The organism is Enterobacter sp. WCHEn090032 (assembly GCF_003986875.1).
GTDB classification, from domain to species: domain Bacteria; phylum Pseudomonadota; class Gammaproteobacteria; order Enterobacterales; family Enterobacteriaceae; genus Enterobacter; species Enterobacter sichuanensis.
Genome location: NZ_RXRN01000021.1, coordinates 1 through 15,342, shown reverse-complemented (window position 1 = coordinate 15,342; position 15,342 = coordinate 1). Strand labels below are relative to the sequence as shown.

Annotated in this window: 10 protein-coding genes; 3 read left to right on the top strand and 7 right to left on the bottom strand. The window is 56.3% G+C overall.

Features of this window, described 5'->3' with window-relative positions; genetic code table 11:
* Window positions 1-2: 2 nt before the first annotated feature.
* From wzc to EKN83_RS16845, 3 genes are read right to left on the bottom strand one after another with little or no spacing between them, the layout of a single operon-like run.
* Window positions 3-2,165, bottom strand: a complete 2,163-nt coding sequence (gene wzc, locus EKN83_RS16855) for a tyrosine-protein kinase Wzc (RefSeq protein WP_126801316.1) — start codon at window positions 2,163-2,165, stop codon at window positions 3-5.
* 2 nt (window positions 2,166-2,167) lie between these two features.
* Window positions 2,168-2,611: a low molecular weight protein-tyrosine-phosphatase Wzb gene (wzb, locus tag EKN83_RS16850; RefSeq protein WP_025758721.1), complete on the bottom strand. Its 444-nt coding sequence runs from the start codon at window positions 2,609-2,611 to the stop codon at window positions 2,168-2,170.
* Between the two features lie 6 nt (window positions 2,612-2,617).
* Window positions 2,618-3,757, bottom strand: a complete 1,140-nt coding sequence (locus EKN83_RS16845; RefSeq protein WP_014170829.1) for a polysaccharide export protein — start codon at window positions 3,755-3,757, stop codon at window positions 2,618-2,620.
* A gap of 692 nt (window positions 3,758-4,449) precedes the next feature.
* Here EKN83_RS16845 and EKN83_RS16840 point away from each other — a divergent pair.
* Entirely contained in the window at window positions 4,450-6,033 is a 1,584-nt protein-coding gene (locus EKN83_RS16840; RefSeq protein WP_025758720.1) for a TerC family protein, read from the top strand.
* A 127-nt stretch (window positions 6,034-6,160) separates the two neighbouring features.
* Here EKN83_RS16840 and asmA read toward each other — a convergent pair whose 3' ends face one another.
* The 3 genes from asmA to udk form a co-directional block, all read right to left on the bottom strand.
* Complete coding sequence (gene asmA / locus EKN83_RS16835; protein WP_126801315.1) at window positions 6,161-8,008, bottom strand: outer membrane assembly protein AsmA; 1,848 nt, start codon at window positions 8,006-8,008, stop codon at window positions 6,161-6,163.
* 22 nt (window positions 8,009-8,030) lie between these two features.
* Window positions 8,031-8,612 carry a dCTP deaminase gene (gene dcd / locus EKN83_RS16830; RefSeq protein WP_020883257.1) on the bottom strand — a complete coding sequence of 194 codons (582 nt, stop codon included), beginning with the start codon at window positions 8,610-8,612 and terminating at the stop codon, window positions 8,031-8,033.
* A gap of 91 nt (window positions 8,613-8,703) precedes the next feature.
* Window positions 8,704-9,345, bottom strand: a complete 642-nt coding sequence (gene udk / locus EKN83_RS16825; RefSeq protein WP_008500855.1) for a uridine kinase — start codon at window positions 9,343-9,345, stop codon at window positions 8,704-8,706.
* A 343-nt stretch (window positions 9,346-9,688) separates the two neighbouring features.
* Here udk and EKN83_RS16820 point away from each other — a divergent pair, with 343 nt between their 5' ends.
* Window positions 9,689-13,018, top strand: coding sequence for a diguanylate cyclase (locus EKN83_RS16820; protein ID WP_126801314.1), 3,330 nt, complete (start codon window positions 9,689-9,691; stop codon window positions 13,016-13,018).
* On the opposite strand, the gene alkA is transcribed toward EKN83_RS16820, so the two are convergent.
* The gene (alkA, locus tag EKN83_RS16815; protein ID WP_126801313.1) at window positions 12,983-13,855 is read right to left on the bottom strand and encodes a DNA-3-methyladenine glycosylase 2; all 873 of its coding nucleotides are present in this window, start codon (window positions 13,853-13,855) and stop codon (window positions 12,983-12,985) included. The two genes, EKN83_RS16820 and alkA, sit on opposite strands and share 36 nt — an antisense overlap.
* Before the next feature lie 129 nt (window positions 13,856-13,984).
* Here alkA and yegD point away from each other — a divergent pair, with 129 nt between their 5' ends.
* A complete protein-coding gene (yegD, locus tag EKN83_RS16810) occupies window positions 13,985-15,337 on the top strand; it encodes a molecular chaperone (protein ID WP_045285615.1) in 1,353 nt (450 codons plus the stop codon).
* Window positions 15,338-15,342: the final 5 nt, after the last annotated feature.

Genomic DNA, 15,342 nt, shown 5'->3' with positions numbered 1-15,342 from the left:
GCTTATTTACTGTCAGACTTATATTCGTACTCGTAATACCCATAATCCTGATACCCGCTCGCGCGGCGGAAGATGGAGTTCAGGATCACCCCTTTCACCTCAATACCGTTTTGTTCGAAGCGGCTCAGGCTGGTTTCCACCTCTTTCAGGGTGTTCACCGCATAGCGCGCTACCATCAGGGTGGTCCCCGCCAGGCGCCCTACCACGGCGGCATCGGTTACGGCCAGAATTGGCGGCGTATCGATCAGCACCAGGTCATAGTTTTTGCTCGCCCACTCCACCAGCTCGGTGAACCGTTCGCTCATCAGCAGTTCAGAGGGGTTTGGCGGCACCTGACCACGCGGGATGAGATCGAATTTCGGGATGGTGGTCGGTTTCGCGCTCTGGCTAATGTCACCTTTACCAAGCAGGATCTCCGACAGACCGTTGACGTTATTGGTACCCAGCAGCTCGTGGGTATAGCCCTTACGCATATCGCAGTCGATCAGCAGCACACGCTTGTTGGTCTGGCTGACCACCGCCGCCAGGTTGGCGCAGACAAAGGTTTTGCCGATTGACGGGCTGACGCCGGTCAGCATCAGAACGTTGTTTTTGGCCTGCATCATGGCGAAGTGCAGGCTGGTACGCAGGCTACGTATCGCTTCGATGGCGAGGTCGGTTGGGTTACCCACCGCCAGCAGCTGGCTCTGCTTGTAACGCTTGACGCCTTTGATGGTTTTGACGCTGTCGCGGGATTTTTGCCACTCCGACAGCGGAATGCTGGCATAGACGTTGATACCGCTCTCTTCCAGCACCTGCGTGCTTTCGATGCCGCGGTTGAACAGCGAGCGCAGCAGCACACCCACGATGGAAAGCATCAGGCCGAGAATAATGCTGCCGAGAATGATCAGCGCTTTTTTCGGCTTCAGCACGCCAGGCTGGGTGATCGCCGGGTCGACGATGCGCACGTCACCGACGGTACTGGCCTCGGTGATTTTCAGCTCCTGCTGTTTATTCAGCAGCTGCATGTAAACCTGCTGGCCGGACTCCACGTCACGGGTCAGACGTACAATTTCCTGCTGGGTTTTCGGCATCGCGGTGACGCGGTCATTGAGCTTCGCCTTCTCCTCTTCCAGGGTGCGGCGTTTCTCCAGCAGCGTGCGGTAGGCCGGGTGGCGTTTGGTATACAGCTTGGAAATCTCCGCCTCTTTGAAGGTCAGCTCGTTGAGCTGGGCATCGATGTTGACCATCGAATCGAGGACCGATTTCGCCTCCAGCGGCAGGTCGACAGAGTCTTTATCCTGACGATAGGCATTCAGCTTGTTCTCGGCTTCATCCAGGCGGGCGCGCACTTCCGGCAGCTGTTTTGACAGGAACGCCAGGCTTTTCGCCGCTTCAGCCGACTTACGCTCAACGTTCTGCTCAAGATAGTTGCGGGTAATGCTGTTCAGGATGTCGCGGATTTGATCCTTATCTTCACCGGTAAAGGTCATGCTCAGCACGCCGGTGTCCTTACCGTTTTCGGTCACAGTAAGGTTGTTTTGCAGGTTATTAATCATCCCCAGCGTGGAGAATTTGGTGACGGTAAACTCCCCGCCTTCCTGGGCGTTGATCGCGCTGACCATCATGCTGACGCCATCTTTGGTCAGCATCTGCCCCACTTCTCCGCGTGCGCTAAAGCCCGCATCGCTGGTTAACTGGTACTGTTTCGGACCGAGCACCGTCAGGGTAAAGGTCTGATCGGCGGCCCCTTTCGGCAGCACGAAGTCCGTCACTTTCACCGTGTCGTTATTTCTGCCCATCAGCCGATCCCAACCGGCCCCAAAGATCGGGAAGGTGTTTTTGGTGACGGAGATATCAAGCCCGAGGTCGTGAACCGTTTTGCCCAACACCAGACGTGACTGGATAAGCTGAATTTCAGCCTCGGATGCCGGTGGCTTGTTCGCCAGCGCAGAGCCAATGTCCTGCACCAGCGAGTTGCCGGTGTTCTGCTCGATCTGCACCAGCGCGTCGGCGCTGTAGATAGGGGTGGCGAACAGCGTGTAGACGACGGCCGCAGCGGCAAACACGGCGGTAACGCCCAGCACCCACCACTTTGCCTCGACAACCGTGCCGACCAGACGCCCAATATCAATTTCATCACTGCCCGAAGTCGGGGCGGCAGAAGATCGTGTTTTTTCTGTCATTGTTATCCCTGCTGAGCTTTCAGTGCCTGCGCCCACTGCTGGGCAGACTGATCAAGTAAGGTGTAAACCGCCTCGAAGGCCTCAAGGCTTTTGCGATACGGATCGGGGATTTCGCGTTCATTGTCCCAGTGACCAAACAGCATCACTTTGCCGCGCATCTCCGGCGCGATATCGCACAGCGCATGGATATGGCGTTTCTCCATCGCCAGGATCAGGTCGTACTCCCGGCACATGCGGCTGGTGACCTGACGGGCAACGTGACCATCAAGGGAAAGGTTATGATCCCGTGCGACGCTCGTTGCCCGCTCATCGGCACCTTTACCGACCAGCGCACCCAGCCCTGCGGAATCAACGGTCAGTTCGGGCTGGTAGTGTTTCAACAACCGTTCAGCCGTGGGGGAACGGCAGATGTTCCCCACGCATACCACCAGAATTTTGTTAAACATCGCGAATTACCAGGTATGAATGTCGCGCGCCGTATCCGTCATGTAGCGAACGCCACTGATGGTTGGCAGCAACTGGTTGATCAGACGGTTCCAGCGGGCAACCGGCGCGGTAGTGACATACACCACATCGTATGGCTGGAGACGGAACTCCGTCGCCATCACCAGAGAGGTCGCATCGGACATATCCAGCTGGTAGATGTTGGCAATCTTGCCTTTCGCACTGCCTTCACCCTTCAGCGGACGGATGACGAAGATACCGGTCGCGTTAGAGGTCGTCAGATCGATACCTTCAGCATTGCCCAGCGCTTCGGTCAGGGTCATACCGCTGAAGTCCATTTTGAGGGTGCTCTGTTTCTTCACTTCACCCATCACGAAGACTTTCAGATCGTCGTTGCGTGGTACGTAGAGAATGTCGCCCGGATAGAGCAGGCGGTTCTGGGTCAGATCGCCGTTTTGCATCAGCGCCTGCAGCGAAATGCGCTGCTCTTTCCCGTTATGGGTCAGCACCACGTTGCGCCAGTCGGCACCGTCGGTTAAGCCGCCCGCGGCGTTAATGGCATCCAGCACGGTCAGCGGCACGTTGGTAATAGCCTGCTGGCCGGATTTATTCACCTGGCCGGAGATATAGGCTTTTTGCGAGCGGAATGCGGCGATATTAACGTCCACCTGCGGATCGGCGATGTACTGCGCTAAGCGGCCGGTAATATCACTACGGATCTCGGCAAGCGTTTTGCCGGCGACATGGACCTTACCAATATAGGGATAGAACATGGTGCCATCTGACTGCACCCAGTTACCGGTGTCGCTTGAGCTGCGGTACTGGCCCGCGGGTGTGGTCAGTTCAGGGTGGTCCCAGACGGTCACGTTAATCACGTCACCTGGCCCCACGCGGTACTGATAAGAGGCAATTTCCTGGTCCAGCGACATATTCGGCTGGGCAACATTCGGACGTGGACGTAATTGTTCGACCAGTCGAGGCGTAAGTGGATAAACATTCACCATTTTGTCGAGATCAAAATCGGCATCCTGTTGCTTGATCACATCCTTACCCATTGTTGACATATTGCTGCCGGGAAAGACCGTGCAACCACTCATCAAGGTCACAGACACCAATAATGGCATCAATTTCATTTTGGATTTCATCATTGATTATTTATCACTTTGGCAGAGTAATTATCCTGTGCAATTTAAATAAGCTCGGGTCGTATTGGGTTTCAGCATGCAGTTAATCAAATAGAAATATAACTGGCATCAGTCCTAAAAAAAGCTTATTCATCCATTGGCTATTGACAGAATAATCGAGGCTGATTCACACGCTTTCAGGCACGCTACCGCCCTTGGCTTTCAGTTACCAATCCACTGACTAAACAATGTGTTATGGATAGACACCCTCTTGAGCAAGGTCTTCTGGAAATATATCACCCGCTGGCGATGCCCGACGGATAATGAATAACCATCCATGAAGACCGAACAATAATAGCAACACTGAGATTTAACATTTGATGCTGGGAGAATTGTTGCAGCTAACCTAATAGCAGGCAAGGAGACAACTGTCCTAATATCGGTTTTTAAGATTAATATTAAGAGCAAACTTTTGACCTTTTAGGATTTTCTTTATATTGACAAAAAGAGAGCTAAAACCATCACCTGCGATATATCCTAAAATGATATTCCGGTAATAAAAGAGACGTATTTTCCTTATTTACAGGGTCAGCAGAACAGGCTCTTTTTAGCGAGACGTATTAAGAGAAATCTCAGCCCGGCATTGCAATTTCCCCCGGCTTTATCCATGATCGAAGTGTGACATTCGTCATATAACAGAAGGTATTGCTATTACTATGGAATGGATTGCCGATCCCTCAATCTGGGCCGGGCTGGTTACGCTGGTCGTCATCGAGCTTGTGCTCGGGATTGATAATCTGGTCTTTATCGCCATCCTCGCTGAAAAACTGCCCCCTTCCCAGCGCGACCGCGCGCGCGTGACGGGTCTGCTGCTGGCGATGGTGATGCGCTTACTGCTGCTGGCCTCTATCTCCTGGCTGGTGACCCTGACTCAGCCGCTGTTCGCCATCCACGGCCTGAGCTTTAGCGCCCGCGATTTGATCATGCTCTTCGGCGGGTTATTCCTGTTGTTTAAAGCCACCGTAGAACTCAACGAGCGGCTCGAAGGTAAAGACAGTGAGAACCCGACCCAGCGCCGCGGAGCGAAATTCTGGCCGGTGGTGGCACAAATTGTGGTGCTGGATGCGGTCTTCTCCCTCGACTCGGTGATCACCGCCGTCGGGATGGTGGACCACCTTGCGGTGATGATGGCGGCAGTGATTATCGCCATTACGCTGATGGTGATGGCCAGCAAGGCGCTGACCCGGTTTGTGAACAGTCACCCGACCATCGTTATCCTCTGTCTGAGCTTCCTGCTGATGATTGGCTTTAGCCTGGTGGCCGACGGTTTTGGGTTCCATATTCCGAAAGGCTATCTGTACGCCGCCATTGGCTTCTCCGTGATGATTGAGGCGCTTAACCAGCTGGCGATATTTAACCGCCGCCGCTTCCTTTCCGCGAATCAGACCCTGCGTCAGCGCACGGCCGACACGGTCATGCGCCTGCTGAGCGGTAAGAAAGAGGATGCGGAGCTGGACGCCGAATCCTCCGCCATGCTGGCCGATCACAGCGAAGGGCAAATCTTTAACCCGCAGGAGCGGCTGATGATTGAGCGGGTGCTCAATCTCAACCAGCGCACGGTCAGCAGCATCATGACCTCGCGCCATGACATTGAGCATATCGACCTGACGGCCCCGGAAGCGCAAATCCGCGCCCTGCTGGATAAAAACCAGCACACCCGGGTGGTGGTGACCGGCGGTGAAGAGGAAGAGGAGCTGCTGGGGGTGGTGCACGTTATCGACCTGCTGCAACAGCAGTTGCACGGCGAGGCGCTTAATCTCCGCGCTCTGGTACGCCAGCCGCTGGTGTTCCCGGAGGGGCTACCACTGCTCTCCGCCCTGGAGCAGTTCCGCAACGCGCGCACGCATTTTGCCTTTGTGGTGGATGAGTTTGGATCGGTTGAAGGGCTGGTCACGCTCAGCGACGTGATGGAAACCATCGCCGGTAATTTACCTAACGAGGTGGATGAGATTGATGCCCGCCATGACATCCAGAAAAACGCCGACGGCTCCTGGACGGCCAACGGCCATATGCCGCTTGAAGACCTGGTGCAATATGTGCCCTTGCCGCTGGATGAAAAACGGGAATATCACACCATTGCCGGCCTGCTGATGGAGTATTTGCAGCGTATCCCGCAGCCGGGGGAAGAGGTTCAGGTGGGAGACTATCTGCTGAAAACACTGCAGATTGAAAACCATCGCGTACAGAAGGTTCAGCTCATCCCGTTGCGGGACGAGGAAGAACTCGATTTTGAGGTGTAGGTAAAACAAAACGGCAACCCGGTTGCCGTTTTAGGATTTGCTCCCTCTCCCGTGGGAGAGGGATGGGGTGAGGGCATCAGGCCGCACTGGCAGCCGGGTGGCGCTTCGCTTACCCGGCACAACGGTATCACAGCTTATCGAGCAGCTTTTTCACATCCTTACCGGTCTGCGAATCTTTATTCCGATCCGCCCAGCTGTTCAGCAGTCGTTTGGCTTCATCCTGCAGATGCTTACGCAGGATCTGATCCACCTGCAGGCTGTAATTCAGCGCCTGCCATTTGCCATAAACGTTCAGCGGGATCGGCGTCTCTTTCAGGAAGTCGATGAGCTTACCCTGGCCCTGCCAGCCGGAGAGCACCCGGACGTTAAAGTGCGTGTCCGCCGTCTCTTTTACCAGATCCAGCGAACCCTCCCCCGTCAGCGACAGCATGGAAGAGGTTCCCTGCATGTCGGCCAGCGTCAGCTGTCCGTTATCCAGCGTCAGGTCCGTGGAGAAGCTGTCGAGGCGCGTGGCGCTGTCGTAGTTCTCCTGCGCTTTCACATCGCTGCTGCGCTCCACCGCCTGCTGGACCAGCTGCTGGAAGTTAAGCCCTTCCATACGGGAGTCTTTTAAATCAATGTGCGCTTGTCCCTGCCAGTCGCGGCGGAAAGCATCAGCATCAATTTTGGTACCCGAGAAGTCACCGGCCAGCGTCAACTGCCCTGTCAGAGCGATCGGATAGTTAAACGCTTTCAGGATGGTGCCGATCTCAACGTTGTCGAGACGCGGCTGGAACTCGGCGCTGCCGACGTCTTTGCGGACATCCAGCGTACCGGGCAGTGAGAGGTGCCCAGCGCCCATCTTGCCGCTCAGTTCGGAGATCACCAGCAAGCCATTATGGTTGAACATCTGGCTGCTCACGTCGGTAAAATCCATGCCACGCCAGCGCAGGCTATTGGCTTTCAGCAGAATATCCGCCGTGAATCCGCGCAGGGCGTTGTAGTCAGGTTGATCAAGATTTGACGAGATAACCGGACGAGAGACCGGCATCTGGCTTTGCCCCGTTTGTGCGGCATCGCTGTCCGTTGCGCTGGCGGGCGGCGGCAGTAAGTTTTCCAGATTGAGCTTGTCGAACTGCAGATTGAGCACCCACTTCGGTTTCTCTTCGAGCGTGACGCTCGCCTGCCCTTTCAGGCTACTGTCATTCGCCTGCAGGCTGAGATTATCCAGCTCAATCTGCTTTTGTTCTTCACGCCACACGGCCTGCAACGTCCCCTGCCCGGTAATTCCCTGAGCAGGAAGATCGGCCCCCGTCAACTGCCAGTTCAGCTGCTGGATGTCGGCCGTGAGCTGATGCGGATAGTCAGACGCATTGACGCTGGCATTCAGCGACAGGGTGAGATCGCGCTGATCGCGGTTCACGCGCCCGCTAAATTCCACGGCGGCAAGATGATTAGCATCCTGTTCCATCTGCAGATTAATGTTGCGAACGGTAACCTGCTCTTCGTCCTCATGCTGGAAAACCAGCACGCTGTCGGCCACTTTCAGTTTGCCAATATCAAAAGACCAGCCGGTATCAGACGGCTCATCAGGCAGGGTATTTTCATGCGGCGCCACCGGCGCATTCGCATCACGCACGGCTTCGGTTTGCGGGGTGAGCTGAATCACCGCGCCTTTCAACATCACCTGTTTAACCTGCAGCTGATGGGAAATAAGCGGGATCAGCGACACATCAAGGCGCATGTTGTCTGCGGAAACCAGCGGCTGGGAGGCCCCCGGCGCCGTGAGCGACATGCGGCCAGAGAGAATGCTGAGCTGCGGCCAGACGTGCCAGCGCAGCGGTCCATCAAGTTTCAGTTGATAACCACTGCGTGCCTCGACCTGCCGCACCATGTACGCGCGGAAATCATTAGGGTTAACCAGCAGAACCAACGCCGAAAGGCCAGCAACCAGCACCACCAGCAAAATCATCAGCGTTGTCAGAACTCTTCTCATGGCATCCTCAATGGACTCGCGTTCAGTCTTTATCAATACGGCTGGCGACCGCGCCCTGCTGGTCGCGGTACTTTGCGTCCTGACGACGGTTATAAGGACGATCGGCCGGGCCCGTCAGCGGTTCAAAGCTTAACGCACCGATCATCATGCCGGGACGCAGCGCCAGAGGCAGTTTACCGGCATTGAAGAACTCCAGCACGATACGCCCTGACCAGCCGGGATCGATACGGTGCGCGGTCACGTGCACCATCAGCCCCAGTCGCGCCAGGGAAGAACGGCCATCAAGCCAGCCGACGAGGTCAGCAGGCAGGGTAACGGATTCATACGTCACCGCCAGCGCCAGTTCACCCGGATGCAGATAAAAGGCCTCACCTTCGTCAATAACGATTTCGTCACTCATCACGCGATCGAGCGCGGCGCTCACTTCGTCCTTCGGCCCGCTAAGGTCAATGAACGGCGCGGTATGGCCGCTAAAGGTGCGGAATTTATTCCCCAACCGTACATCAACGGTCACCCCATTGATACGCTCCACGGGTGGACGTGGGGTAATAGACAAACGGCCTTCATCCAGCCAGGCTTCAATATCGCGATCACAAAGACGCATGGCACTCTCTCCTTTCATGCATCGTACCCTGAGGCACTAAGCACTCAGGGTAAAACCAGGTTATCTCTGAACGGTACACAATTCGCGCGGCTTATTCAAAAAACTGGCTGATTTTCGCTTTTAAGATATCAATCGCAATGCGGTTTTTGCCCCCGCGCGGCACGATGATATCGGCGTATTGTTTGGAGGGTTCAATAAATTGCAGGAACATCGGGCGGACCGTTTTCTGGTATTGCGCCATCACGGAATCCATCGAACGGCCACGTTCATTGACGTCACGCTTGATGCGGCGCATCAGGCAGATATCCAGGGGGGTATCAACGAAAATGGAGAAGTTCATGGATTCCCGCAGGCGGGCGTCGGTCAGCAGCAGGATGCCTTCCAGGATAATGACCTTTTTCGGTTCAATGCGGATCGTTTCCTGAGTGCGGGTGTGTTCGACATAACTGTAAACGGGCAGCTCGATCGCCTGGCCGCTCTTAAGCGCTTCTAAATGCTGGAACAGCAAGCTGTGGTCCATGGCATTGGGGTGGTCATAGTTGGTTTTGACGCGCTCTTCCATCGACAGATGGGATTGATCTTTGTAATAGCTGTCTTCGGGAATGACGCCGATATGCTCATCACCTACTTGTTCACGCAGTTCGCGGTAAAGCGTACTGGCAATAAGACTTTTACCTGAAGCCGATGCGCCGGCGATACCTATAATGACGCACTGATGAGACTTATCAGTCATAAATTTAGCGACCTGATTAACCTGGATGTTAAGGAAGGACGACGCCGGAGCGTCAAACGCGGCAATTATAGGGATTTCGCCGGCGTGATACCAGTCGAATGCACAGGTTCTGCGAGACTGCCCGAAAAGTGGCGCATTACGCCCTGAGTGAAATTTAAATGAACGTTTTTTCGGCGTTTAACCGTTTTTTTTCACAGAGCTTCTATTTAATAAGTCTGTGGTGTCAAATTCTGAACAGTCACCATATGAATTGTAAATTGTTTGTACTAGCATAAACCAAATTATCAAATTCACGCATTCGGACATCTTCCCTGACGGCATGGCGTCTCTGGATAAAGCGGTAATGAATAAACAATACCAGCGGGTTTTGGTTACCACCCCACATCCTTTATTACGACTTGTCTGTCTGGGCCTGGTCACCTTTATCTTTACCTTGTTTTCGCTGGAGCTCACCCGCTTCGGTACCCTGCTGGCCCCGCTCTGGTTTCCCACTGCCATCATGATGGTGGCGTTTTACCGTCATGCCGGAAAAATGTGGCCAGGAATTGCGCTGGCCTGTTCGTTTGGCAATATTCTGGCCTCATGGATGCTGTTTTCCTGGGGATCGGTAAGCCTGATCTACCCCACCATCAACGTGATTGAGGCCGTTATCGGCGCGTTGTTCCTGCGCAAATGGCTCCCGTGGTACAACCCGCTGCAGAATCTGAATGACTGGATCCGCGTAGCCGTTGGCAGCGCGCTGGTGCCGCCGCTGGTGGGCGGCGTTCTGGTGTCTCTGCTGGCACCCGGTGCTGAGCCCGTGCGCAATTTCTTCGTGTGGGTGTTGTCCGAAGCCATCGGCGCGCTGGCGCTGGTGCCGCTGGGCCTGTTATTTAAACCCCATTATCTGCTGCGCCACCGTGACCCGCGACTGCTGCTGGAGACGCTGACCACGCTGGCCATAACGTTAGCCCTCAGTTGGGCGGCCATCACCTGGCTTCCGTGGCCCTTTACCTGTGTGATCGTTCTGCTGATGTGGAGCGCCGTGCGCCTGCCGCGGATGGAGGCGTTCATGGTGTTTCTGGTCACCGTGATGGTCGTGTCGCTGATGATTGCCCGTAACCCTCTGGCGCTCACCACCCAGCATGCCGGGCCGATGCTGAACGCGCCGTGGCTGCCGTTCCTGATGCTGCTCCTGCCTGCCAACGTGATGACCATGGTGATGTATGCCTTCCGGGCCGAACGCAAGCACATCACCGAAAGCGAAGCGCGTTTTCGTAATGCGATGGAGTATTCCGCCATCGGTATGGCGCTGGTCAGCATTGAGGGCAAATGGCTGCAGGCCAACAAGGCGCTGTGCAACTTCCTCGGTTACAGCCAGACGGAGCTGCAGTCGCTGACCTTCCAGCAGCTGACCTGGCCGGAAGATCTCGATACCGACCTGGAGCAGCTGGAACAGCTGGTCAACGGCGAGATCAATACCTACACCCTCGAGAAGCGTTACTACACCCGTAACGGAGAGGTGGTCTGGGCGCTTCTTGCCGTCTCCGTCGTGCGTCATACCGACGGTTCACCGCTCTATTTTATCGCTCAGATTGAAGATATTAACGACCTGAAGCAGACCGAATGGGTCAATAAACGTCTGATGGAGCGCATTACGCTGGCTAACGAAGCGGGCGGAATTGGCATCTGGGAGTGGGATCTGGAGCCAGACATTATTAGCTGGGATAAGCGGATGTTTGAGCTGTATGAAATTCCGCCGCACATCAAACCCACCTGGCAGCTCTGGCACGACACGATGCTGCCGGAAGATCGCGCCCATGCAGAGAAGGTCCTGCGAGACTCCCTTATCTCCCGTCTGCCGTTTAAGCTGGAATTTCGCATTCGCGTGAAGGAAGGCGTGCGCCATATTCGCTCTCTGGCGAACCGGGTGCTGAATAAACAGGGCGAAGTCGAACGACTGCTCGGCATCAACATGGACATGACCGAGGTGAAGCAGCTTAACGAGGCCCTCTTCCAGGAAAAAGAGCGCCTGCATATTACCCTCGACTCCATCGGTGAAGCGGTGCTGTGTACCGATATCAACATGAACGTCACCTTTATGAACCCGGTCGCCGAGAAAATGAGCGGCTGGCTGCAAACCGAGGCGATAGGCCAGCCGATCCTGAAGGTGTTGCACATCACCTTTGGGGAACAAGGGCCGCCGATGGAGAATATCCACAGCGGCGATATGTCCCGTTCCGATATCGATCAGGATGTGGTGCTGAACTGCCGTACCGGCGGAAGCTTCGATATTCATTACAGTATTACGCCGCTCAGCACGCTGGATGGACAGAGTATTGGCTCCGTGATCGTCATTCAGGACGTGACCGAGTCGCGCAAAATGCTGCGTCAGCTGAGCTACAGCGCTTCCCACGATGCCCTGACCCACCTGGCAAACCGGGTCAGCTTCGAAAACCATCTCAAACGCCTCCTGCAGACCGTGCGCGAGACGCGCCAGCGGCATGCGCTGGTGTTTATCGATCTCGATCGCTTTAAAGCGGTCAACGATACGGCTGGCCATGCCGCCGGCGATGCCCTGCTGCGGGAACTCTCTTCCTTAATGCTGACCATGCTCCGCTCCAGTGACGTACTGGCCCGTCTGGGCGGGGATGAGTTCGGGTTACTGTTACCCGACTGCAACATTGAAAGCGCACGCTATATTGCCGGTCGCCTGATTCAGACGATCAATGACTATCACTTTATGTGGGAAGGACGCCTGCACCGGATCGGCGCCAGCGCGGGTATTACGCTGATTGATGAAAATAACCATCAGGCGTCAGAGGTCATGTCGCAGGCGGATATTGCCTGCTATGCCTCGAAAAACGGCGGGCGTGGCAGGGTGACGGTTTACGAACCCCAGCAGGAGCGGGACCACAGCACGCGCAGCATGATGTCGCTTGATGAGCAGTGGCACATGATTAAAGACAACCATCTGATGATGATTGCCCGCAGCGTCGCCTCCCCGCGCATCCCGGAAAGCAGCAACTTCTGGCTGATTTCGTTACGCCTGTGGACCAGCCAGGGTGAAGTCCAGGAAGAGCACGCCTTCCGATCGGGCCTGGCGGAGCCAGAGCTGTTGCACGCCCTCGACAGACGGATTTTCAGCGAGTTCTTCCGCACCTCCGCCGCTCAGATCGCCAGTAAAGGGATGGGTGTCGCACTGCCGCTGTCTGAGGCCGGTTTAGCCAGCGTGACGCTGGTTGATGAACTGCTCGACCTGCTGGATAAAAGCCCTATGCCGGGTCGCCTGCTGCATCTGGTCATCTCTGCCGATGTGGTCTGTAACCCGAATAAAAACCTGGAGCAGGGTCTGCAGAAGCTTCGCGAGGCAGGCTGTCGCGTGATCTTCAGCCAGGTGGGACGCGACATGAACGTCTTCACGCACCTGAGCGCAAATATGGCCGACTATCTGCTGCTGGACGCCGAAGTGGTGAGCAACGTATATGGCAATCTGATGGATGAAATGATGGTCACCATCATCCAGGGTCATGCCCAGCGTCTGGGTATGAAGACCATCGCGGGTCCCTGCAATCAGCCGATTATGATGGATACGCTCTCCGGCATCGGCATTGATTTTATCTATGGTGACACCATCGCCGAGCCGCAGCCGCTGGATCTACTTCTCAATACCAGCTACTTCGCCATCAACTGACGGTGCCCAGCCGTCGGTATACCAGATGTGCAGCAGCGCGTACGAGCGCCACGGCTGCCAGCGCTCGGCATAACGCCGAATTTGCGCGGGCGTCATCCCGGCAAAGCGTTGCTTAATCAAATAATCATCCGGCAGAAACACATCTTTTGCCTGCCAGCCGCGCAGGGCCAGATAATTTGCCGTCCAGCGGCCAATTCCCGGCCGCTGCTGTAACGCTTTCATCCCCGCCTCAATGTTAGCGGGCGGGAAAAGCGGAAACGTCCCGTCAATGACCGACTGCGCCAGATGAATCAGCGACTCCGCGCGCTTTACCGGCATGCCCAGCGCTTTCAGTGCCAGCGGGTCCGTGGACGCCAGCGCCTGCGGCGTGGGGAAGCAGAGATAGCCGGGGCAATCCGCCACGGGTTCCCCGCACAGCGCCACCACGCGTGATGCCAGCTTCGCCGCCATCGCCACACTCACCAGCTGCCCGAGGATAGCCCGGACACCCTGCTCGTACGCATCCATCGCCCCCGGCAAACGCAGGCCCGGCCGCGCGGCGCCGAGATCGCCCAGCGTGTCTGCAATTTGCTGCGGGTTACAGCGGAGATCGAACAGGCGGGCGATACGTTCAAGACAGGTCTGCGCCACCGGAATAAGACCCGGGCTCAACGTCACGTTCAGCGTAGAGGTGGCGAGGTCCGGCGTAACGCGAAAGACTCCCTGATGTCCTTCGCAGGCAAAACTGCGTTCATAGTAGTCGCAGGTGACGGTTTCAATACCCGTCACCGCACGGGCGGCAAGAAAGCCAAACATCCATTGCCAGTCGTAAGGGGGAAGCCAGGTCAGGGTATACATCGTTGCTCCTTTTTTGTCTTATTAGCATAAACGTAAAGACCTTGTATTGCCTTGCTTTCATATTCCTGTTGTCGCCGGACGGGCATTCCGCTAAAGTCTCGCCCCTTCTCACTGGCATGGGGATTTATCGTGTTTATTGGATTTGACTACGGTACGGCAAACTGCTCGGTTGCGATTATGCAAAACGGGCAACCACAGCTCCTGAAAATGGAAAAAGAGAGCACGCTGCTGCCGTCAATGCTCTGCGCACCCACCCGCGAAGCGGTCAGCGAATGGCTGTTCCGCCACCATCAGGTTCCGGCCACGGCGGCGGAAAGCCAGGCCTTGCTGCGCCGGGCGGTCAGCTTCAACCGCGAGGAAGATATTGACGTCACGCCATCCAGCGTGCAGTTTGGCCTTGCCTCGCTCGGGCACTACATTGAAGACCCGGAAGAGGTCTACTTCGTAAAATCACCGAAATCCTTCCTCGGCGCCAGCGGATTAAAGCCGCAGCAGGTCGCGATGTTTGAAGATCTGGTCTGCGCGATGATGCTGCACATCCGCAATCAGGCGCAGATGCAGGTTCCTGATGCGATTACCCAGGCGGTGATTGGCCGTCCGATCAACTTCCAGGGGCTGGGCGGTGATGAGGCCAACCAGCAGGCACAGGGGATCCTGGAGCGCGCCGCGCACCGCGCCGGCTTCCGCGACGTGGTGTTCCAGTACGAGCCGGTTGCGGCGGGGCTGGACTTTGAAGCCACGCTGTCGGAAGAGAAGCGCGTGCTGGTGGTCGATATCGGCGGCGGAACGACGGACTGCTCGCTGCTGCTGATGGGGCCGCAGTGGCATCATCGCCGTGACCGGGAAAACAGCCTGCTGGGGCACAGCGGCTGTCGCGTGGGCGGTAACGACCTCGATATCGCGCTGGCCTTTAAGAGCCTGATGCCGCTGCTGGGCATGGGCGGGCAAACGGAGAAAGGGATCGCCCTGCCGATCCTGCCCTGGTGGAACGCTATCGCCATCAACGACGTGCCTGCGCAGAGCGATTTTTACAGCACCGCGAATGGCCGCTTCCTGAACGACCTGGTGCGCGATGCCCAGGACGCCGAAAAAGTCGCCCTGCTGTATAAAGTGTGGCGTCAACGCCTCAGCTACCGCGTGGTACGTACCGCGGAAGAGAGCAAAATCGCCCTCTCCGATCGCCCGGAACATGCGGTCTCCCTGCCGTTTATCAGCGACGATCTGGCAACCGCCATCTCTCAGGAGGGGCTGGAGACGGCGCTCGCTCAACCGCTGCAGCGCATTCTGGAACAGGTGCAGCTGGCGCTGGATAACGGCAAAGAGAAGCCAGACGTGATATACCTGACCGGGGGAAGCGCCCGTTCACCGCTGATTAAAAAAGCGCTGGCAGAGCAACTGCCAGGGATCCCGATTGCCGGTGGGGATGACTTTGGATCCGTCACGGCGGGTCTTGCGCGCTGGGCGCAGGTGATGTTTAGGTAATATTG